General features: G+C 38.0%; 13 protein-coding genes, 3 tRNA genes and 1 pseudogene. 7 read left to right on the top strand and 10 right to left on the bottom strand.

Annotation, left to right across the window (positions count from 1 at the left end):
• Window positions 1-69 precede the first annotated feature (69 nt).
• From OLM61_RS04065 to OLM61_RS04055, 3 genes are all read left to right on the top strand, one after another.
• On the top strand, window positions 70-3,276 hold the full coding sequence (locus OLM61_RS04065) for a SusC/RagA family TonB-linked outer membrane protein (protein WP_264525206.1): 3,207 nt from the start codon (window positions 70-72) through the stop codon (window positions 3,274-3,276).
• Window positions 3,277-3,290: 14 nt separating this feature from the next.
• On the top strand, window positions 3,291-4,748 hold the full coding sequence (locus tag OLM61_RS04060; RefSeq protein WP_264525205.1) for a SusD/RagB family nutrient-binding outer membrane lipoprotein: 1,458 nt from the start codon (window positions 3,291-3,293) through the stop codon (window positions 4,746-4,748).
• A gap of 412 nt (window positions 4,749-5,160) precedes the next feature.
• Entirely contained in the window at window positions 5,161-9,012 is a 3,852-nt protein-coding gene (locus tag OLM61_RS04055; protein WP_264525204.1) for a M43 family zinc metalloprotease, read from the top strand.
• Between the two features lie 70 nt (window positions 9,013-9,082).
• Here the strand turns inward: OLM61_RS04055 and OLM61_RS04050 are convergent, their stop codons facing one another.
• Complete coding sequence (locus OLM61_RS04050; RefSeq protein ID WP_264525203.1) at window positions 9,083-9,691, bottom strand: M24 family metallopeptidase; 609 nt, start codon at window positions 9,689-9,691, stop codon at window positions 9,083-9,085.
• 11 nt (window positions 9,692-9,702) lie between these two features.
• Window positions 9,703-10,302, bottom strand: a complete 600-nt coding sequence (locus OLM61_RS04045) for an aminopeptidase P family N-terminal domain-containing protein (RefSeq protein ID WP_264525202.1) — start codon at window positions 10,300-10,302, stop codon at window positions 9,703-9,705.
• 177 nt (window positions 10,303-10,479) lie between these two features.
• On the opposite strand from OLM61_RS04045, the gene OLM61_RS04040 reads away from it, so the two are divergent.
• Entirely contained in the window at window positions 10,480-11,790 is a 1,311-nt protein-coding gene (locus OLM61_RS04040) for a S28 family serine protease (protein ID WP_264525201.1), read from the top strand.
• A 162-nt stretch (window positions 11,791-11,952) separates the two neighbouring features.
• On the opposite strand, the gene OLM61_RS04035 is transcribed toward OLM61_RS04040, so the two are convergent.
• The 8 genes and pseudogenes from OLM61_RS04035 to OLM61_RS04000 all read right to left on the bottom strand — a co-directional run bounded on the left by OLM61_RS04035 (window position 11,953) and on the right by OLM61_RS04000 (window position 21,237).
• On the bottom strand, window positions 11,953-12,570 hold the full coding sequence (locus OLM61_RS04035; protein ID WP_264525200.1) for a WbqC family protein: 618 nt from the start codon (window positions 12,568-12,570) through the stop codon (window positions 11,953-11,955).
• A 91-nt stretch (window positions 12,571-12,661) separates the two neighbouring features.
• Window positions 12,662-14,214: pseudogene (gene lepB / locus OLM61_RS04030) on the bottom strand (signal peptidase I).
• A gap of 66 nt (window positions 14,215-14,280) precedes the next feature.
• Window positions 14,281-14,982: a 4-hydroxy-tetrahydrodipicolinate reductase gene (gene dapB / locus OLM61_RS04025; RefSeq protein WP_264525199.1), complete on the bottom strand. Its 702-nt coding sequence runs from the start codon at window positions 14,980-14,982 to the stop codon at window positions 14,281-14,283.
• 38 nt (window positions 14,983-15,020) lie between these two features.
• Window positions 15,021-15,581 carry a DUF5683 domain-containing protein gene (locus OLM61_RS04020; protein WP_264525198.1) on the bottom strand — a complete coding sequence of 187 codons (561 nt, stop codon included), beginning with the start codon at window positions 15,579-15,581 and terminating at the stop codon, window positions 15,021-15,023.
• On the bottom strand, window positions 15,581-16,483 hold the full coding sequence (locus OLM61_RS04015; RefSeq protein WP_264525197.1) for a ParB/RepB/Spo0J family partition protein: 903 nt from the start codon (window positions 16,481-16,483) through the stop codon (window positions 15,581-15,583). Before OLM61_RS04015 ends, OLM61_RS04020 begins: the two co-directional genes overlap by 1 nt.
• Window positions 16,484-16,488: 5 nt before the next feature.
• A complete protein-coding gene (locus tag OLM61_RS04010; protein ID WP_173964366.1) occupies window positions 16,489-17,256 on the bottom strand; it encodes a ParA family protein in 768 nt (255 codons plus the stop codon).
• 236 nt (window positions 17,257-17,492) lie between these two features.
• The gene (locus OLM61_RS04005; protein WP_264525196.1) at window positions 17,493-18,725 is read right to left on the bottom strand and encodes a hypothetical protein; all 1,233 of its coding nucleotides are present in this window, start codon (window positions 18,723-18,725) and stop codon (window positions 17,493-17,495) included.
• Complete coding sequence (locus OLM61_RS04000) at window positions 18,712-21,237, bottom strand: DUF2339 domain-containing protein (RefSeq protein ID WP_264525195.1); 2,526 nt, start codon at window positions 21,235-21,237, stop codon at window positions 18,712-18,714. Before OLM61_RS04000 ends, OLM61_RS04005 begins: the two co-directional genes overlap by 14 nt.
• 202 nt (window positions 21,238-21,439) lie before the next feature.
• On the opposite strand from OLM61_RS04000, the gene OLM61_RS03995 reads away from it, so the two are divergent.
• From OLM61_RS03995 to OLM61_RS03985, 3 genes are all read left to right on the top strand, one after another.
• A tRNA-Pro gene (locus tag OLM61_RS03995) sits at window positions 21,440-21,514 on the top strand.
• A 674-nt stretch (window positions 21,515-22,188) separates the two neighbouring features.
• Window positions 22,189-22,248: transfer RNA gene (locus tag OLM61_RS03990), tRNA-Pro, on the top strand.
• A 64-nt stretch (window positions 22,249-22,312) separates the two neighbouring features.
• Window positions 22,313-22,372: transfer RNA gene (locus OLM61_RS03985), tRNA-Pro, on the top strand.
• The last annotated feature ends 11 nt before the right edge of the window (window positions 22,373-22,383 follow it).

Raw genomic sequence — 22,383 nt, 5'->3', positions numbered from 1 at the left:
GGTAATATATTATCATAAAAATTATGGAAAAAGCAAAACATTTGCCAATACTAATTATAAAACCATTTTATGAAATTCAAGTTTTTTCAAAGAAAAACGGTAGTACTTTTTTTTGTACTGCTAGCACAATTTGCGCTCGCACAGGAGCGGGTTGTATCGGGGATTGTTTCAGATAATGCAGGAATGCCTTTGCCGGGTGCGAGTGTATTGATTAAAGGAACAAAAACGGGAACTCAAACAGATTTTGACGGTAAATATTCTATTAAGACAAGTCAGAATGCTGTTTTAATCTTTAATTATATTGGGATGAAGACTGTGGAAGTGACCGTTACAGGTAACGCAGCCAACGTATCTTTAACTCCAAACTCAGAGCAGCTTCAGGAGATCGTAGTTACCGCTTTGGGACTTAAAAGAGAAAAGAAATCTCTTGGATATGCCACTCAGGAAATCAAAGGAGAAGATCTGACAAAAGTAAACTCAGGTAACGTAGCGAACTCTATTTCGGGTAAAATTGCCGGTGTACAAATCAGACGTAACAATAACATTGGAGGTTCGACAAACGTAGTGATTCGTGGTACAACGTCATTAACAGGGAGCAATCAGGCCTTATGGATTGTAGACGGTATTCCTTTGAACAATGATAATACGAATAGTGCCGATCAAAAAAGTGGTGGTAACACTGGTGGATACGATTACGGAAATGCTGCTTCAGACATCAATCCTGATGATATCGAAACCATGAACGTTTTAAAAGGTTCTGCGGCTTCTGCTTTGTACGGTTCGAGAGCTTCAAACGGGGTAATCTTGGTAACCTTGAAAAAAGGAAGTAAATCTAAAGGAGGTCTGGGTGTAAGTTTCAGCTCAGGAGTAACCGTTGGAGTAGTCGATAAAAAAACTTTACCGGAGTATCAGAATCAATACGGTGGAGGATACGGTGATTTTTACGGTACAGTTGATTTAGGAAGTGGAATGCATCCTTATGCTGCAACCGATGATGCTTCGTGGGGGCCTAGATTTGATCCGAACTTATTGGTGTACAACTGGAGTTCATTCTATCCTGAATTGCCAGGTTATGGAAAAGCAACACCTTGGACAGCGGTAAAGAAAAATCCAAATGATTTTTATCAAAAAAGCTTTACGTACATCAATAACATCGCTTTTACAGGATCTGGTGAAAAAGGAGATTTTAGATTTGGTTATACCAACTACAACATGGATCAGGGGATTTTACCAAACAGTAACAACCGTAAAGACAATTTTAACTTCTCGGCAAGTTACAACATCCTTCCTAAAACTAAACTTACAGTTTCTGCGAACTACTTAAAAGCAAATGCTAAAGGAATGAACGAAACGGGTTATGGTGACGGAGGAAACAACTACCTGAGCAGTGTAAGACAATGGTTTTCTACAAGTGTAGATTTTCAGGACTTAAAAGATGCTTATAATCTTACGGGACAAAATACGACCTGGAGTGTGGCAGGACCAACTGATTTAACGATTCAGTTTCACGACAACCCTTATTTCCAGAGGTACAACAACTACAATACTTTAGGCCGTGACCGTTTCTTCGGGAACTTTGCTTTAAGTACAGAAATCACCAATTGGTTTGATGTAATTGGTAAAGGATCTGTAGATTCTTACCACCAGTTGCAGGAAGAGCGCATCGCTGTGGGATCAAAAAGAACGCCTAATGCACGCGGTCAGTATACCCGATTTGACAAAACATTCAGAGAGATCAACTTTGATTTGATCATGAACTTCAAAACGAATATCACAGATGATATTAAGTTTAACGGAATGGTTGGTGCCAATTCAAGACGTTCTTTGAGTAACTCAATCTTTGCTGCAACAAATGGCGGATTGGTAGTACCTGGAATTTATGCTTTGAATAATTCTATCGACAAAATAAACAGTCCATCAGAATCTCAGGTTACTATTGGTACAAACAGTGTTTATGCGAATGCAAGTTTCAATTTTAAGGAAACTTATTTCTTAGAGGGAAGTTATCGTGTAGATAAGTCTTCAACATTGCCATCAAGCAATAGTACTTATACCTATCCTTCGATTACAGGAACTTACATCTTTAGCAATCACATCAAGACTGACTGGCTTTCTTTTGGAAAATTGCGTCTGAATTATGCTGAGACTGGAAACGATGCACCTTTCGCTGTTATTGCAGCAACTTATCCAAAGAACGATAATTTTGGACCTGACGGAATTCGTTTTTCTACAGAAAATAACAAAAGTAATGCTAATCTAAAAAGTGAGTTGACAAAAGGTATTGAAGCGGGTATTGAGCTTAAATTGTTCAGAAACCGTGTAGGTCTTGATTTCTCTTACTACAAAACCAATACAACCAATCAGATTCTTTCTGTTGAAACTCCTACACAAACAGGATATACCAGAGCATGGATCAACGGAGGAGACGTTCAGAACAAAGGATACGAGGTAACTTTATCTGTAATTCCGGTTAAGACAGCTAATTTTAGCTGGGAAGCAAAAGTAAACTGGTCTACCAACAAAAATGAGGTAATCTCATTAGGAGGAGCTGACAGAATTTCGTTAGGATCTTTCCAGGGAGTAGGTTACGTTGCTGAAGTTGGAAAACCAATAGGTCAGTTAATCGGTTCTGGATTTACTTATCTAAATGGAGAAAAAGTAATTCGTTCAAACGGAAGATACCAACAAACAGCCGGAGCAACAATTGGAGATATAAATCCGGACTGGATTGGAGGTTTAAACAACGTAATTACCTATAAAAACTTCTCATTGAATTTCTTAATCGATGTGAAAAAAGGAGGAGACGTTTATTCATTAGACCAACGTTTCGGACATACTACAGGAATCTACGAAAGTACAGTTTCTAACAACCATTTAGGAAACCCACAAAGAGAGCCGCTTGCCAATGGCGGAGGGATTTTGTTAGCGGGTGTTAAAGCAGACGGAACTCCAAATGATAAAGTAGTTAGTGTAGAAGGTGCAGACGGGTATTCTTTCTACAACTCAATGCCAGAGCAGCAATATGTTTATGATGCTTCTTATGTGAAACTACGTGAGTTAGGATTGAGCTACAGATTGCCATCAAAATTCCTGGCAAAAACTTTCATCACCAATATGATTTTTGCAGTTAATGGAAGTAACCTGTGGATCATCCATAAAAATTTACCATATGCTGATCCGGAAGCGGGACTTTCTTCAGGAAATCTTCAGGGATTCCAAACAGGAGTTTTACCAACATCAAAAGAGTACAGCTTTAATATGAAAGTTCAATTCTAAAAAACAACAACAAAATGAAAATAGTAAAAACGATATTTTTTGCAGGAGCCATTTTACTTTCGGTTGCTTCATGTGATAACTTAGAAGATTTAAATCAGGACGAAAAAGCGTATACGACCGTTTTACCGGGTGCGCTTATGACCAGTGCGCAGGTAAACTATGCGTTCTTCCTGACCAATGCTTCGGTAAACAACAATAATTTTAGAGGATATGCTCAATATTGGAGCACTACAACCTATACCGATGAGGTCAACTACAATATGGAAAGAAGAAACTTAGGGAACTCTCATGCCATTTTGTTGTATCGCGATGTATTACAGGATTTAGTAAATGCGCAAAAACAAGTTGCAGCCAAAGAAGCATTAGGAGCTGTTGAAACTGCCATTAAGAAAAACAAAATTGCAATATTGGATATTCAGATTGTAATGGCTTACCAAACCCTTGTTGATTTGTTTGGGAATGTGGCTTACACTGAAGCTTTAGATATTAATCTGCACCCTTATCCGAAATACGACGATGCCAAAACCATCTATTTTGATCTTGCTGCAAGACTTGATGCTGCAATTGCCAGTATGGATGCCGGTAAAGAAAGTTTTGGCACAGCTGACTTAGTGTACAAAGGAGACGTGGGTAAATGGAAAACATTGGCCAACAGTGTAAAACTAAAACTAGGATTACACCTTGCTGACGTTGAGCCTGCAAAAGCAAAAGCCATAGTAGAAAGTGCTTATAGCTCAGGAGTTATGACAAGCGAAGCTGAAACGGCATTGTTTAAATATTTCTCTTCATTGGTAGACATGAATCCTTTGTATGACACTTTGGTAAATGAAAGTCAAACCATACCTACGGCCTTTTTTGTAGATGAACTGAATGCTAAAAATGACCCAAGACGTGATACCTTCTTTAATCCGGCTTCTAAAAAGTCAGGCAAATATAAAGGAGCGCCTTATGCGAAACAGGTTACTTATGGTGACTATTCTAACATGGGGCTAAGATTAAAAGAAAAAACAAACCCGGGAGTACTTTTTGATTACACTGAAACCTGTTTCCTTTTGGCTGATGCTGCTAACAGAGGTTTTAATGTAGGAGGTACTGCAGAAGAATATTATAAAAAAGGAATCCAGGCCAGCATGAAGTTTTGGGGAGTATCCAACACAGATGCTCAAACCTATTTGGACAGAGCAGATGTTGATTTTGCAACTGCTGCCGGAACAGCCAAAGAAAAGATTGCTTACCAGCTTTGGATTGCTTATTACAACAGAGGATTTGAAGCATGGACAGAATACAGAAGATTAGATTTTCCTGTTTTACAGGCGCCTTCAACAGCTGTAGACGCAGCTAAAGGAAAAGTGCCAGTTCGTAACATCTATTCAATCTTCGATAAAACATTAAACAAAGAAAATTATGAAGCAGCTTCCTCTGCTATAGGTGGAGATTTAATGACTACAAAAATTTTCTGGGATAAATTTTAATTTGAATTAGTTTTCCTGTTTTTAACCGGGGCCTTTAATTGGGTTCCGGTTTTTTTTGTTTAAAAAATAAGGGGAAGAAGGTTTGTGTGGAATGTGAGATGTGGAATGTGAGATGTGGAATGTAAAATGTAAAATGTGAGATTTGGAATTTGGAGTTTGGAATTTGGGATTTGAAATTTGAAGGTTGAAAAGAGAGTTTATTCTTAATGTGATTCTTGTGGTTGTTTTGGTTTTTGTTTAATAAAATAACTTATTTGTTTGTGAAAGCGCATGAAATATGTAATATTTTTTAATAGTGTGTTTTTTTATAGTTAAAAAGCTGTTAATTATATATTGTTTTTAAATAACATAGTATCAATAAATTAGAAACTATGCAGTTAATTTTGATGCCAACAAATTTATCCAACAAAAAATGAAAACAAAACTACTAGTATTAATGCTTGTTTTTTCGATAGGAAAAATAAGCGCGCAAGGACTTCCTTGCCGGACGACAGAAGAAAACGCCAAAGTGTATCGGAGTAGCCCCAAATCACTTCAGGAAAAAAAGGATTTTGAAACCTTTACCAACAATTTTGCACTTCAGCGTAAAAGCAAAACTTCAAAAAGTGCAGCAGTAACTACCTACACCATTCCCGTTGTTTTTCATATTTATGGAGACGTACAAAGCGGCAAAACGATTACCTATGAAAAAATCGTCAACCACCTGGCACAATTAAATGACGATTTTAACGGAAGAAACGCAGATTATCAAACCGTTGAACCTTTCTTTCAGGCCAGAAGAGGAACTCTAAACATCGAATTTAAACTGGCAAAAAAAGACCCTAACGGAGGATGTACCAACGGAGTTGTTTTCCATGCTGCTAAAAACGGTTACGGAAATGGCGGAGGTTATGACGACCAGATTGCCGCCGACGCCTGGGACAACAAAAAATACATGAACGTTTATATTCAGAACGATTTGTATAACGAAGGAGTTTTTAACAACTCGGGAGTTGCGTGGTATCCAAGTTCAGAAATGACCGCCAGTAATACAGCGCGTGTTGTTTTTAATGGAGCTTACCTTTACGACAACTCTTACAGCAAAGAATTTTCAGCAACGCTGACACATGAATTTGGACATTTCTTAAACCTGATTCATACCTTCGAAGGAGGCTGCTCCGGCACAGATGAAGTTGCCGACACTCCTGCCGAAGACGCTAAGCACACTCTGGCTTGTACACCGGGAACCAATTGTACAGGAGATAAAGTAAACATCGAAAACTACATGGGGTACAATGGAGCGCAAGGCTGCTACAAAATGTATACTCAGGGGCAGATCGACAGAATGTTGGCAGCTTTACAGCACCCAGCCAGAATCACGCTCTGGCAGCCACAAAATTTAATTGATACCGGAGTGAATTCTACTGAGAGCAGTTTAGTGGCAACCGGAACTAGTTTTAAAGAAACCGTTGTCAATGACGGAGCCTTTAATACAGCCTCAGTAGTTACCTTAAGCGGAGGGAAAACCTTTGCGCTAAGTTCAGGAACAATGACTGCAGGAACCCATTTTACACACACCTTTCCGGCAGGAATTACGCCAGTGGTAACGGTGAACTCAAACGGACAAGTGACGGTAACGCTTTCAGGAAAAGCAACAAACCATGCAGCAGCACAAAATACAACAGCAGGAATCAGCTTTTTACCTGCGGCATTTACCGGAGGAACCACAGGTTTGTCTTGTACCTCTTTATTTTACAATTTGAGATTTACCGATCCCTACGGAATCTTTTTTGTAGACATGCCTAACATTAATATTTCTTCCGCTTTAATCTGGAAACCTTTTGATATTGCAAAAGGAGATGATACTTCATTTGGAGCCTGGCGTTATGCGGCCAATGCCCTGAAAATTGAAACCTATGGTAAAAAATTAGTCTGCGAAAGTGGAACCAGAAACATTACGCTATTAGGACAAAATGCAGCCGTTGGACCAGCCAGTAATATGGTAGCTCCGGGAGCATATCCGGATCAGCTGGATTTAAGAACCGCAAATTATACAGCCTGGGACGGAAAATCAGGATATGTTGGTTTTGAATATAAAATCGAAGGACTCACTTGTTATGGATGGTTCAAGATAGATGTTGCGGCTAACGGAGATGGTTACACCGTTTCGGAATATGCTTATAATACACAGCCTAACACGCCTATCTATACAGGTATGACCAACAAAACGGCAGTGGTTCTGTCTGAAAGTGTACTGTACGAAGCCGAAGCTAATGACGGAGGTGTTACCACTACCAGCACCATTTCGTTATCCACTAACAACGGAACTTTTACGAAAAGCACGGGAACTTTAACGGCAGGAACTGATTATACCATCACAGGAGTTCCTTCAGGCTTAACAGCGGTTTTGACGCTTTCAGGAAATAATAAAGTAGTGGTTTCTTTCACCGGAAAAGCAACAGCACATCTTCCGGCAAATGATGCTGCGGTAGCAATTACATTCAAAGATGCTGCTATTACAGGAGGAATTTCGACATTGGATAATGCATCAAAAACAATCAATCTGAAATTTGATGCGCCTTATGGTGTGTTTTATGTAAACAATTCCGATTATGTTGCTTCGGCAGCACAACCTTGGCAATATTTTGACTTAGGAATCGGAGACAACACAGAATACGGAGCGTGGCAATTTGCAGCTGCAGCTTTAAAAGTAGAAACCTATGGCAAAAGATTAGTAGGACCGGCAGGTACCCGAAACATCAGTTTGATTACTCAGGGAACTACCATTGGAGCATCAAGTAATTTTGTGACTCCGGGAGCAGCATATCCGGATCAGTTAGATTTAAGAACAGCAACGTATACCGCCTGGGACAATCAAACAGGTTACATTGGTTTTGAATACACAAGCAGAGGACGTATATGCTACGGCTGGCTACACGTAAAAGTAGAAGCAGGAGGCGTTGGTTATTCCGTTTTAGACTTTGCTTACAATACCAAACCAAACGAATCCATTCAGGCAGGAACTCAGGCTCCTACAACCGTTCTGGCACCTTCAGGTCTTGCGGCTACGGTTAACAACACCAGCTTACAAGTACAGTTGACGTGGGTAAACAATGCGACAAATGCGACAAACATCGTAGTAGAAAGAGCAGGAACAGATAATGTTTTTGCCGAAATAACAACATTGCCAAGTACAGCGCTTACGTATACCAACACAGGTTTAACTGCTGGAAGTACTTATAAATACAGAGTACGTGCAAAAGCAAATACCGTTTATTCAGCCTATTCAAATGAAGTAACGGCAACTCTTGCTGCAGGTTCAGCTTATTGTACTGCTCAGGCCAACAGTAACTACGAATATATTAACGCAGTGACCATTGGAAGTTTTACAAATACATCTGGTAAAGATGCCGGCGGTTATGCCAATTTTACTTCTAAAACGGTAACAGTAACTCCGGGAACAGCAACAAATGTAAGCCTGGCAGCAGGTTTCTCTGGAGGATCGTATTTAGAATATTGGGGAGTATGGATCGATTACAACAAAAACAATGTTTTTGATGCTTCTGAAAAAGTAATCGATGGAATTTCTTCTACCGGAACAGCAACGGGAAGTTTTACTCCGATTGCGTTTACAGGAACTACCAGAATGCGTATTGTAATGAAATACTATTCAAACCCGTCAACAGCTTGTGGTAACATCGGCGATGGGGAAGTAGAAGATTATACCGTAGTTGCGGGTACTGCACCAAATCCGGTGACCTTGCCAACACCAACGAATATTGGTAATTCAGGAGTATATACATCCGGATTTTATGCCTCCTGGAACACCGTTGCTAATGCTACAAGTTATGAAGTACAGCTGAATAATGCGACTACAGGATGGACAACTTTTGGAACTTCTACCACTTATTATTTGTGGATTCCAAAACAAGGTACGCAAACGGTTTATCAGTTTAGAGTTAGAGCTAAAAATGCCACTGATACCAGTGACTGGAGTGCCCCGCTTTCAATCGATTTACAAAACGGAAGTGCAGGAGCAGTTCAGGCTGACACTACAAGATCATTTACATTGTATCCAAACCCGGCTACAGATGTTGTTAATTTTAACTTCGCTAATCTAAACACGTCGAATATCAAAATTACGATCTACGACAGTACAGGAAACGTAGTGGATGTGGTAAGAAATGCAACTTCTTATGAGGTAAATCGCCTTAGAAAAGGAGTTTATATTGTGGTAGCTACAGATGGAAGCTTCACAGATACTAAAAAATTATTGGTTAAATAATAAATTTGGTTGTAAAAAGAAAGAGGGGAAACGATATCGTTTCCCCTTTTTTATGTCTTTAAAATAAAACTTAATCAATGCCAATCCCAAACGGATTGTCAATACTGTGCATAGGAGTGGTAAACCATTTTGGACCCTCAGCGGTCATGTAAAAATGATCTTCATGGCGAATTCCAAACTGCCCCGGAATACAAAGCATAGGTTCGTTGCTTACCACCATTCCTTCCTGTAAAACAGTAGTGCTGCCTCTTACAAGGTAAGGGTGTTCATGAATGTCCAATCCTGTTCCGTGACCTACACGATGAGGTAATCCCGGAAGTTCGTAATCGGCACTTAAGCCTCCTGCTGCAATTACTTTACGTGCGGCATCATCTACAGAACCACAAGTTGCTCCTAATTGTGCGGCATCAAAAGCTGCTTTTTGTGCGGCCTTTTCTAAATTCCAAATCTTTATGTGGGCTTCGGTTGGAGTTCCGTACACATAAGTTCGGGTAATGTCAGACAAATAACCTTCCAGACGACAGCCGGTGTCAATAAGTACAACATCATTTTCTTTTAAGTCCTGTGGAGTGGTTACTCCATGCGGATATTGAGAATCATCGGCAAACAACACGATGCAGAAATAAGATCCTGTAGGAATTCCGGCTTTGATATGCGCCTTATTGATAAAATCAACCACCGTTGCGGCTTTTATACCGGATGTAAAATACGGGCAGCAGCACGCTGTACTACCATAGTAATTTCTTTGACCTGTTGAATTATAGCAATTTCATTTGCTGATTTCTGAATACGGCAGCCGGTAGTAATAGGCTGGGAGTTTTCAAAATCATAACCAGGATTGGCTTTCACGATCGCATCAACTAAAAAATAACCGGCTGATTCATCCAGTGCAATTTTACCACTATTGACACCTTTATCCTGCAGTATTTTTCCAAATAAAACAGAAGGAGATTCATGTTCTTCCCAGCAATTCAGGTGGCCATCGATTTGCATGAATTTTCTAAAAGTACCTTCCTCAAATTTTGGAACGATATATTCCAGACTGCCGTCTTCAAACAAAAGAGCGCCCACCATTCTTTCAGAAGGGTTCCATTTCGTTCCTGTAAAATAGTATAAATTGGTTCCTGCATTAAGGAACACCGCTTTAAAACCTGTTGTTTTGATAAGCGACACTGCTTTATCGATGCGCGTTTGATATTCCTCCGGCTGAATGGCTTTTACATTCAGTGTCATATCCTGTATTTTTTCTAATTCTGCAATAGCGTTAGATCCGCCAACTCCAATAGTCATATCTTTTGTTTTAAGGTTAGTTGTTTTTTTGTTTTTCCGGATTAAAAATAAGTCAATATTTCCGGATAGTGCTATTTTAACTCAAAGTAGGTAAAATATAATAATTTAAGGATAATATACTATTGGAATTTGGTTGGTAATGCCAGTATTTTTAGAAAATCAACTAAACTTTAAAAAATGAAAAGTATACAGCGTTTATTATTGCTATTGTGTGTTGTACTGAGTTCGCATTTTGCTTCAGCACAGGGCACATCCGATTTACATCAGAAACTTACGGCCTTGTTTCCGAAAGCCGAAATTACGGTTATAGAAAATTTGGAAGGTTACACAGAATCGTACCAGCTCATTTTAGACGAGCCGTTAGACCATAAAAATCCGCAAAAAGGAACATTTAAACATTACGTTTATCTCTCGCATCTTAATTTTAATAGTCCTATGGTAATTGAAACTCATGGTTACAATACAAACAATATTAAAAGCGAGGTAAGTAAGTTGTTAAACGCAAATCAGATTGCGGTTGAATATCGCTTTTACGGAAAGTCAAGACCAGAACCACTTCCGTGGGAATACTTGACAAACGATCAGGCCATTGCCGATTACCATGATCTTGTAATGAAACTCAAGCAAATCTACACAGGAAAATGGATTTCAACCGGAATAAGTAAAGGAGGAGAAACAGCCCTGATTTACAAGTCAAAATACCCAAATGACGTTGATGTGGCTATGCCTTATGTGGCACCGTTGATTAACACGACGGAAGATCTCAGAACGGTAGAACATACAAAAATAGTGGGAACAGCAGCCTGCAGGGCAAAAATTACAGCCTTTCAAAGAGCAGTTTTAGAAAATAGAGAAGCCGTACTAAAAGAATTTAAACAATATGCCGAAGCAAAGAAAATGACCTTTACAGAAGTGCCTTTGGCTGAAGCATTAGAATATGCGGTTTTAGAATTTCCTTTTTCTTTTTGGCAATGGGGCGGAAAATGCGAGGCTATTCCGGAAGTAACTGCAACTCCAAAAGAATTGTTTGATTATCTGGATGAGGTTTCAGGCGTTAGAACATATAATGATAAAATGTACTTTCATTACCTGCCGTCTTACTATCAGCATTTGAAAGAATTAGGCTATTATGGTTTTGATTTTTCTCCGGTTGCTGATTTGTTACAGGTGGTAAAAAGTACTTCTAATGATCGATTTGCTCCCAAAGGAGTGGCTATAAAATACAATCCGAAATACATCAAAGAAGTGCGTAAATATGTAGAAAATAAAGGAAACAGAATTTTGTATATCTACGGCGGTTACGATACCTGGTATTCCTGTGCCCCAACACCCGATCCGAAACTGGATGCTTTAAAAATGGTTCTTCCCACCGGTAGCCACACCACGAGAGTGAAAGATTTTCCGGAGAACGATCGAAAACGAATTATGGAAACATTGTCAAGATGGCTGGAGCTAAAAGCAGCTGACGATAAAGTAGAACTAAATTAATCAGAAAAGGAGCGGTGAGAATCTCTCGTTGGTTTAACCTTAAAGACCGTAAGGATTTTTAGTGATAAGATTTTATACAAACACAAAGTTCGCAAAGCTATACTAAATAAGCTTTGCGAACTTTGCGAATATCTTTGCGCTCTTTGCGGTTAAACCTAAATCTTAAACCAGTATTTTTTGTGTTTTTAAATAATCCATAGCAAATTTACCTTCATTAAAAAGTAAATCCAAAACACTTAGATTATTGATGAAACCATGCTTGTCGTCAAAAACCTGAGTGTATTTTTCAAAGGCATTAAGGTCTCTTTTTCCGTTAGCCAAAACTCTGAAATCAGAGATATTTTCTACTTCATGAAAGTACTCGGTAGTTTTGCCGAACTCTAATTTCATGCGCAGACATTTAGTAGTGATGTCCAGTACCTCAAGATTTAAATCCATTAAAAAAGTGTGCTGCTTTTCAAAAACAGGACGAATATCATCTTCAAAAAACTCAAAAAACGGAGAGCTTCTGTAAGCGGCTTCCAATGATTTGAAATGCTGTTTTTGCCAGTCAAATTCATTCTCGATTAATACATCTTTTGTTTTCTGATGAGCAGATTTTGAATGTTTAACCGGTATGTTTAATAACTGAATCCCGTTTGGACTATAAATGTATGTACGGTTTCTGTTGGTTTGTTTCTGAAAATTATCCTCCATTTCAAAAGTAATATTTTCAGATTGGGCCATAACTGCAAAGTGGCTTATCGATGGAAAATAAGTAGGAAGTAAGAGAGAGTTCATCTGTAATTGCTTTAAAAGTTTCAGGTTTCAAGTTTCAGGTTTTGAATGTACCTGAAACTTGAAACCTGAGACAAAAATAACTTTTTTTATTTTATGCTTTGTTTTCTTTTCTTTTTCTCCAGAAATATTCTCCAACAAAATAGGCTGCAAGAATAAATAAGAAATACTTAAAGTACGATTGAGGCTGACCTTCGCCATCTACAGTCGTGAAAACTCTGCTCCAGCGAATTTTATTGATTCCTTTACCGTTAGTATCCCAGCTCATCCAGATGAAAACCGGTTTTCCTACGATATGATTTTCAGGAACGTAACCCCAGTAACGACTATCTTCGGAATTGTGACGGTTGTCTCCCATCATCCAATAGTAATTTTGTTTGAAGGTATAAGTCGTAGCAGGTTTACCATTGATTAAGAACTTAGAACCTTCCAGCTGCAAAGTGTTTCCTTCATAAGTGGTAATAATGTCTTTGTAAAAAGGCAGTGACTCATTGGTTAAGGCAACTGTTTTTCCTGCTTCCGGAATATAGATTGGACCAAAATTATCCTGATTCCATTTGTTGATATGAGGGAAAATAGCATTGTCATTTCCTCGGTCTATTTCTCTTTTTACAGCTGTAATTCCGGTGTATTTTTAAGGCGCTCTGCACTGGCTTCGGTTAAAGCTCTGAAATAAAGAGTGTCTCTTTTTTCGCTTTTAAATCCTGCTCCGTCTGTGATATCCAGTTCTCTAACCAAAGATTCAAAATCGATAGGTATTTTTGGGTCTATGGCTACTGAATAAGAGTATTGCGGTTTTGCTCTTTCCGGTAAAACTAATTTTTTTCCATTGATGAAAACAAATCCGTCTTTAATAGACAGGCTGTCTCCAGGAATACCTACACATCTTTTTACGTAATTCGATTTTTTATCAATAGGTTTGATTACGCCGGGTCTTCCTTTTGGCTCATAGAAATAATGAACCGTATCGACTGGCCAGTTGAAGACCACAATATCTGTTCGTTTTATTTTTTCTAAGGCAGGTAATCTGAAATAAGGCAATTGTGGCCATTTCAAATAAGATTTTTGTTTTACAAAAGGGATAGAGTCATGAACCATCGGTAATGCAACGGTAGTCATAGGTACTCTTGGACCGTAATTTACTTTACTAACAAATAAAAAGTCACCAATTAATAATGATTTTTCTAAAGACGATGTAGGGATTGTATAAGGCTGCACTAAATAAGTATGTACAAGTGTTGCCACAATAATTGCAAAAAGTAAAGAGCTCAGGGTATCGCTTGCTTTATTTTCTGACGTTAATTTTCTGTCGGCGTTGTGTACTAATTTTTGAGTGTAGTTGATATAGTAGATATAGAAACCTAAAGTGAAGATTCCTAAAAGAGTATCTAAAGTTGTTTTTTTGCCAAACGTTCTTAAGGTTTCTACCCAAACAACAGGAAACATAATCAGGTTAATGATTGGGATGAAAAGTAATAAAGTCCACCAGGTTGGGCGACTGATTATTTTCATCAAAACAATCGAATTGTAAACCGGAATTGCAGCTTCCCAGCTTTTTCTTCCGGCAGCCTGATATAATTTCCAGGTTCCCAGAAAGTGAATAATCTGAACGGCTAAGAAAAATACAAACCAATAATATAGTGTCATAATATTTTGTTTAAAGTTTCAGGGCAGGGGTCTAGTTTGAAATTCACCTCAACCTTTTATAACTGTTTATTTTAAATTTAATACGTCTTTCATAGAGTATATACCTGTTTTTCCGGCAAGCCATTCTGCTGCGATCACAGCTCCAAGGGCAAAACCTTCGCGGTTGTGTGCGGTATGTTTCAATTCGATGCTGTCTACAGCCGAATCGTAAGTTACCGTATGAGTTCCCGGAACTTCACCAATTCTTTTGGCTTCAATATGAATTTCGTTGTCTTTGGCTTCGTCTAAAGTCCAGTTGGCATAATTACTGTTTTCGATCACGCCTTTGGCTAAAGAAATGGCTGTACCGCTTGGTGCATCCAGTTTATGTGTATGATGAATTTCTTCCATCGTAACTTTATACGAATCAAACTGAGCCATAATTTTGGCCAGGTATTCATTCAGTTCAAAGAAAATGTTAACTCCTAAACTAAAGTTAGAACTTGAGATAAAACCGCCTTTCTTTTCGTTGCAAAGCGTTACCATTTCGTCATAATGTTCTAACCAGCCCGTTGTTCCTGAAACTACGGGAACATTAGCATGAAAGCAGTTTGAAATATTGTCAACGGCAGCAGTCGGGATGCTGAAATCGATAGCGACATCGGCTGTTGAAAGGCCGTCATAAGTAGTGAATTCGTCTTTTCTCAAAACAATTTCATGACCTCTTTCCAAAGCAATTCGCTCGATTACTTTACCCATTTTTCCGTATCCTAAAAGCGCAATTTTCATTTCGTGTATTTTTTTAAAATTCAAATAACAGAAGTTATTTAAAAGTGGTAATTAAAAGTTAGTCCAACGTTTGGTTTGAAAGTTACAGTGTCGGGATAAATTTCCGGACGCAAGGATAATCTTTCGTTTACGTTAAACTGAATCAATGCAGCGTCAACATTGGCATCAATGATGTTCAGGGCATAAAAACCAACTACAAACAATAGTGATAAATCCCTGTTTCGCTGATAGAATTTCTGACCCGCAATAAGTCTGCTGTCGTCCAGAAATTTGTAGTTATCGTCATTGAAGCCTTCCAGTCTTCGTTTGTAGGCGTCGCGATAATTGTTGTATTTTTTATTATTGTCGAGATAGAAGTATAAACTCGTACCGATCGCTCCGTAAACTAAAGGAATTTTCCAGTATTTTTTATTGTAAGCCTGACCTAAACCAGGTAAAATCGCCGAGTAGAACGCTGCTTTTGCAGGCGTAAGCGGATCGATTTCCTGCAATTTGCTAGTGTCTTTAACAACCAAAACCGTGTCTTTTTTTACCTGGGCAAAAAGAGAAACGGTTCCTATGAGAAAGAACAATAGACTTATGGGGACAATTTTATTCACTATCCGTTTATTAATTTTATTATTCTGTTAAAGTCGGCTTCCGAATCAAAAGGAATGGTGATTTTTCCTTTACCGTTACCGGCTACTTTTATATCAACTTTCGAACCAAAATAATCGTTGAAGCTGTTTTTCTGTGTCTCTCTAACCATAAAAGAAGAATCCGCTTTAGGTTTTCCTTCCGGTCTTGGTTTTAAACTTTCGTGGTAATTTTTTACCAAAGTTTCGGTTTCACGAACAGATAAGTTCTGACTTACTATTTTTTGGTAGATATCCGTCTGAACATCTAAGTCTTCAATATTAATGATCGCTCTACCGTGCCCCATACTGATAAAACCATCACGGATACCGGTTTGAATGATCGGATCCAGTTTTAAAAGACGTAAATAATTGGCAATAGTAGAACGTTTTTTTCCCACACGCTCGCTCATTTGCTCCTGTGTAAGTTGAATTTCGTCAATCAGACGCTGGTATGAAAGTGCGATCTCAATTGGATCTAAGTCATGACGCTGAATGTTTTCAACCAAAGCCATAACCAATGATTCGTTGTCATTGGCAATACGAATATAGGCCGGAACATGCGTTAAACCTACTAAAGTCGAAGCGCGCAAACGACGCTCTCCCGAAATTAGCTGGTATTTGTTAAAATCTAATTTACGAACAGTAATAGGCTGAATTACGCCAAGCTCTCTAATAGAAGTGGCTAATTCACGTAACGACTCTTCATTAAAATTGCTTCTGGGCTGAAACGGATTTATTTCGATAGCACTTATTTCAAGCTCAATGATATTTCCAACAACCTTGTCAGCATTTTTGTCTTCTACTGATGTAATGTCGTTTTCCGGATCTTTTAATAACGCTGATAATCCTCTTCCTAAGGCTTGTTTTTTAATTGCTTTTGTCATAAAAACTATTTGCTGTTTTTCTTTATAATCTCCTGAGCTAAATTGATGTAATTAACGGCTCCTTTACTGGTTGCGTCATAATTAATGATGCTTTCTCCAAAACTTGGTGCTTCGCTTAATTTTACATTTCGCTGAATAACGGTGTCAAAAACCATATCGTTAAAGTGTTTTTGAACCTCTTCTACCACCTGGTTAGACAAACGCAGTCTCGAATCGTACATGGTTAGTAACAATCCTTCAATGTCAAGATCTGGGTTGTGTATTTTTTGAATACTTTTTATGGTGTTCAATAATTTTCCTAATCCTTCAAGTGCAAAATATTCACATTGAATTGGAATAACTACTGAGTCAGCCGCTGTTAAAGCATTCAGGGTTAATAAACCAAGAGAAGGTGCACAGTCGATAATGATATAGTCATATTCGTCTCTCACACTTTCCAATGCTTTTTTAAGCATGTACTCTCTGTTTTCTTTATCAACCAATTCGATTTCGATGGCAACAAGGTCAATGTGTGCAGGTATCACATCAACATTTGGAGCTGTACATTTTAAAACGGCTTCTTTTGGTGTTATACTGTGTTCCAGGATTTGGTACGTTCCGGCTTCAACTGACTCTACGTCAATCCCAAGGCCAGATGTAGCATTGGCTTGTGGATCGGCATCGATCAATAATACTTTTTTCTCTAAAACACCTAATGAGGCAGCAAGATTTACAGATGTAGTAGTCTTTCCAACGCCTCCTTTTTGATTAGCAATCGCAATGATTTTGCCCATTTATTTTCTGAATTTTGAACCGTAAAAATACAATTATTTATGGTTTCTGAAAATCTATTTTGTTAACATTTAAGAAACTTCGGCTAATCGTTGTATGGTGCGTGTTTTCTGGATTTTATTTTAACGATAATGAAAAAGCAGGAGCGAAATTTCGCGCTATTTTTTGCTTTCTTTTGGTAAAAAAGGAACAGAATTCTGCTTTAGTCAGAAAAATAGAATTAAAAATCGGGAAAAGTTTACTGCCCATTTTTCTGTTTTAAATCTTTTACAAGGCTGGTTGTAAAAAATAAAAGGATAGCACCTCCAAACAAAATACAAAGCCACATAAACCAGGATTGTTGCCAGAAAGATTTGTTTTCGCTTTGTTTTTTTAGGGTAGCTTTTTGCTGAATATCGTACACAGCCGTTTGTGGTAAATTGGAAGCAATACTATTTTTAAAAGCAGAAAGATCATATTCCGGAGCAGTCATCGATTTGTTTCCGGTTTTAAGAACATAATTTTCCATTGAACTTAACTCGGCAACCATCGAAAGCGGGTTCTGACTGAACTTCACTTTTAAAATCGAGAGAGGCTGATTGTCGTTGTTTTCTATTTTTATAAAAAGCTCTTTTTCGAATATTTCGGGGATTGTAAAAGTGTTTTTTACATTTGAATTTAATTCGAAAGTTGCGATTTCCTCTTCCGTGGTTATTGATTTTCGTTTTAACTGTCTTTTTACTTTTTTGTATAAAACAGCTTTACGGTTGTAGTAAGCAGGTTTTGCAATTTCAAACGAAATTTGGTTGATGATTTGCGGAGCATCAAAAAGTGTCTGAATTTGTGTTTCTTTTTTCGAATGGTTTTCTGTTGTATTTGATTTGCCGGAGCTTATTTCCTGTAAAGCATTTCTCTGAATTTGATTGGTGAAATTGCCTGCTTTTAAGATGTTAACCGGTAGCGTTTTTTGATCGTCGAAATCAATTTTTAGGTAATGATAGGTATTTAAAGGATAGGATATGGTTTTGGCAACACTGGTTTCCGACGTACTGTTCAGGTCGTCTAAAATTCGGGTATTGGAAATTCCAAACCATTCTTTTTGATCATCACTTCCCGAAACCGTGTATTTTTTTTCAGCATCAGAATTTGCAATAAAAAGTGAAATCTCATGGTGTTTTTTATTCGGCGGAATTGCAATGATAACAGTCGTACTTTTTTTAGGAATAGTTGTTTTGGAGACAATTGTATACGTTTCAAAAGTGTTTAAACTGATGTTTTTAGGCGTCTGGATAAAATACGGAATCTCATTCCCTTTTGAATCAAATAATCGGATATCGCTAAGATCTTGTTTCGAATAAGATCGAATTTCCGGAGATAAAATAATTTCGTGGAAACCTTGCTCTGAAATGGGTTTTATTTTTCCGGTAGTCTGATATTGCCCGAAAGAAAGGTTGGCAAAAATTAGGAGTAAGATAAATTTATTTAGTTTCATTGGTGTCTTTTGGCTTGTTTTCGTCAATAACTAACACTTTGATTTTTTGATATACAAAAGAGATAATTAAAATTAATATTCCCAGAAGGATAAATGATATGATTTTTCCGGTTTCGGAAATGTTGCTGATATCGTATACAAATAATTTTAAAATGGTCAATCCAAGCAAAGATAAAGCGATTATTCGTAAAGATTTTTGTTGCTTTTTGATTCCGATAATTAAAAATACAAAAGCCAGAATACCCCAAAGAATAGGAAATCCGGTTTTGATTATTTTGATACTCGCCAGCTGAATAGAGTCAGCTGCTATTAATTCACGCAGATAAGGCAAATTGGATTTGTAATTGGTATATACGGTCGTCTGCAAATCATGAGGAGTAACGGGAGTATTCATTACAACAAGACCATGCAACATTACCTCTGAGCTGGTAATGTAAAGGACAAAGAAAGCGGCACCCCAGATGAGATATCGGCTCTGAAGAAAAGTGAAATCCACTTTCTTGTAAATTTTAAACAATTGATAGCCAAAATAAATCGTGATAAGCAGCGAAATATAATGAAGATAAAAAGCAATGGATGTGCCAGTTCCCGTAGTAACAAGGTCTCTGTGTTCAAAAAATGGATAATTGGAAAACCAGAAGGTGAATAAAACAATATTTGAAAGAGCTATTAGTAAAGCGCCCTGATATCCTGTTTCTGTTTTTTTTCGGATCAAAAATGATGTAAATATGGCCGAGAACAATAAGTGATATAAAATAGGGAATGCAATCGCACTGTACAGGTTTTCGATATACTGATTGGATTGAAAAATAACTTCAAACAAACCGGTAAAATAGCCTATTGTAATAGCCACAGTTGCAATAAATTTCTTGTAGGTTTCCGGATTGAAAGTGATATTGAAGAGGGTGGAATCTTCGGTTTCATTTTTTAACAAATACCAAATGGCAAACAAAGAAGCCACAGCAAAAACACCCGTTATAAAAATTGGATTTAGGACGATGTTTAAAGGCAGATTATTGTTGTAGTAATGATTCCAGTCCATGATCAGACTGAAAATCATTAAGATGTGAACAATTACTGCACCAAATCGATAACTTGTTATTTTTGATTTTTGTGCCAGCCACAGCAATAAAACAGCTTCTGTAGCCCAGAATAACGTGATATAATTTCCTTCAAACTGGATAGGGATCGCTAATGTGACAAAAGTAAGGGTTAGTCCGATAAGCAGGTAGGCTGCTTTTTGGTCGAGTTCGAATTTTTTGTACAAAAACCAGGCGTAGATTAAATTTAAGAACGCCAAAGCAGTGGTAAACAAGCCCCTTAATTCACTATGATAAGAAGCTAAAATAGCCATTCCGGCGGCATAAAACAAAAACGTATTGCTCGCGAGGATCGTAAGTTGGGTACGTGAAAATTCGCCTTTTGATCTGATATTGTTAATGATATTCATTAAAATAAAGATAAAGTAGAAGAGGAATGCAAAGAGGAAACCTCCGGCGTAATGTGGTTGATCTGATTTTAAATCCTTCGATAGCCACGCTGCAAACAATAAGACAGTAAAGATATAAGAGAGAATATTAACCAGATTCCATTTTTTATAAGAGGCGATAGCCAGAATTCCGATGTTCAAAATAGCAATATAAGTAAACAGAACAACGTAGTTTCCTGCGCCGGTACTAACCATAAACGGAACCGCGAAACCTCCGATAAGCGAAAGTACGGCCAACTCGATTCTGTCATACGATAAAGAAATTAAGGCGCTAAAAGCTGTAATGATTACCATGATACTAAAAGCAACCGTTTGATTGAACAGTTGATAATCGTGAAAGGCAATTCCAATGGTGAAATAAAAAATGGCGATGGCTCCTGCAACGATAACAGAGCTGAATGCCGCATAGTTTTTACGCAATTTATGCGCAATTCCCATAACCAGCGCTCCGGATAAAATACCAATTCCCACACGTGCAGGTTCGTTAATCCAGTCTTTGTCGATAGCATATTTTACAAAATAGCTTATTCCTAAAACGAGAATTAAAATTCCGATTTTATTAATTAAGTTCTCTCCGATAAATTTTTCCAGATCCGGATTTTTTTCTTTGAAATTTTCCCAGAATGATTTTTCAGGTGCTACAGGAGTAAGCTGTTGCGGAGTTGTTTTTTCTACTGTTGAAGCAGCTTGTATTGCTGCGGGAGTTAGTGGCTTTTCAGGTTCTGATTCCTTAATTTCTTCTGTTGGCGTTGCGATAGGAATTTTTTCCTCGACCACTTTGGGTTGAACAGGTTCAGGAATATTTGGATTGGATTGTTCCGGGATTGTCCTAAAATCTTCTTTTTTGACAACCGGAATTGGAGCAACCGAAATATTTTCAGTTGTTTTTTCAGCTGTTTTTAATAAATCAAGTTTTTTACTGAGTTTTTGAATATCCTCTTCAAGATGATCAAAACGTCCTTTTATGGTATTAAGGATATAAAATAAAAAACAAAATATCAGGGCTAAAAGAAAACCTTCCATAGGGAAACGAGTTTAATGTTATGAACTTGTAAATATAATAACATTTTGATACGATGAGGGCTTTTAAGCTTTTTTCGTGTTAATAGAAAAAGACGATAGTAGACTTTGGAAGCTCTGCTGCTATTTTGAAAATAAAAAAAACTGATATTTTTAAAATTGTTGTTGGATAAGTAAAAAATAGTTCTATCTTTGCACCCGCTTACGGGGTGTAGCGTAGCCCGGTTATCGCGCCTGCTTTGGGAGCAGGAGGCCGCAGGTTCGAATCCTGCCACCCCGACAAAAGTCTTTTCATATTTTGGAAAGACTTTTTTTTTGCTTTAAATTTAGATGATATATCCGAACGGTTATCGCGTCCCGATCGGAATCGGGAAGGCCGCAGGTTCGAATCCTGCCACCCCGACAAAAGTCTTTTCATTTTTTTGAAAGACTTTTTTTTTGCTCTACACTTAAATGAAATATTCGAACGGTTATCTCGTCCCGATCGGAATCGGGAAGGCCGCAGGTTCGAATCGGGGCACCCCGACAAAAGTCTTTTCATTTTTTGGAAAGACTTTTTTTTTGCTCTCAACTTAAATGATAGATTCGAACGGTTATCGCGTCCCGATCGGAATCGGGAAGGCCGCAGGTTCGAATCCTGCCACCCCGACAAAAGTCTTTTCATTTTTTGGAAAGACTTTTTTTTTGCTGTCAACTTAAATGATATATCGAACGGTTATTGCGTCCCGATCGGAATCGGGAAGGCCGCAGGTTCGAATCGGGGCAGCCCGACAAAAGTCTTTTCATTTTTTGAGAAGACTTTTTTTTTGCTCTACACTTAAATGAAATAGGTAGAACGGTTATTTCGTCCCGATCGGAATCGGGAAGGCCGCAGGTTCGAATCCTGCCACCCCGACAAAAGTCTTTTCATTTTTTTGAGAAGACTTTTTTTTTTGCTCTACACTTAAATGAAATAGCCAGAACGGTTATCGCATCCCGATCGGAATCGGGAAGTCCGCAGGTTCGAATCCTGCCACCCCGACAAAAGTCTTTTCATTTTTTTGAGAAGACTTTTTTTTGCTCTACACTTAAATGAAATAGCCAGAACGGTTATCGCATCCCGATCGGAATCGGGAAGTCCGCAGGTTCGAATCCTGCCACCCCGACAAA

It is taken from the genome of Flavobacterium sp. N502536, assembly GCF_025947345.1.
In the GTDB taxonomy this organism is placed as follows: Bacteria; Bacteroidota; Bacteroidia; order Flavobacteriales; family Flavobacteriaceae; genus Flavobacterium.
This window is presented reverse-complemented; position numbering and strand designations above follow the sequence as displayed.

Excerpts from the sequence above, each read along its gene's own strand:
- OLM61_RS04015 (WP_264525197.1), bottom strand. The coding sequence starts at position 16,483 with ATGACAAAAGCAATTAAAAAACAAGCCTTAGGAAGAGGATTATCAGCG.
- OLM61_RS04045 (WP_264525202.1), bottom strand. The coding sequence starts at position 10,302 with ATGACTATTGGAGTTGGCGGATCTAACGCTATTGCAGAATTAGAAAAA.
- OLM61_RS04010 (WP_173964366.1), bottom strand. The coding sequence starts at position 17,256 with ATGGGCAAAATCATTGCGATTGCTAATCAAAAAGGAGGCGTTGGAAAG.
- OLM61_RS04055 (WP_264525204.1), top strand. The coding sequence starts at position 5,161 with ATGAAAACAAAACTACTAGTATTAATGCTTGTTTTTTCGATAGGAAAA.
- OLM61_RS04035 (WP_264525200.1), bottom strand. The coding sequence starts at position 12,570 with ATGAACTCTCTCTTACTTCCTACTTATTTTCCATCGATAAGCCACTTT.
- OLM61_RS04000 (WP_264525195.1), bottom strand. The coding sequence starts at position 21,237 with ATGGAAGGTTTTCTTTTAGCCCTGATATTTTGTTTTTTATTTTATATC.
- OLM61_RS04005 (WP_264525196.1), bottom strand. The coding sequence starts at position 18,725 with ATGAAACTAAATAAATTTATCTTACTCCTAATTTTTGCCAACCTTTCT.
- OLM61_RS04060 (WP_264525205.1), top strand. The coding sequence starts at position 3,291 with ATGAAAATAGTAAAAACGATATTTTTTGCAGGAGCCATTTTACTTTCG.
- OLM61_RS04065 (WP_264525206.1), top strand. The coding sequence starts at position 70 with ATGAAATTCAAGTTTTTTCAAAGAAAAACGGTAGTACTTTTTTTTGTA.
- OLM61_RS04040 (WP_264525201.1), top strand. The coding sequence starts at position 10,480 with ATGAAAAGTATACAGCGTTTATTATTGCTATTGTGTGTTGTACTGAGT.
- dapB (WP_264525199.1), bottom strand. The coding sequence starts at position 14,982 with ATGAAAATTGCGCTTTTAGGATACGGAAAAATGGGTAAAGTAATCGAG.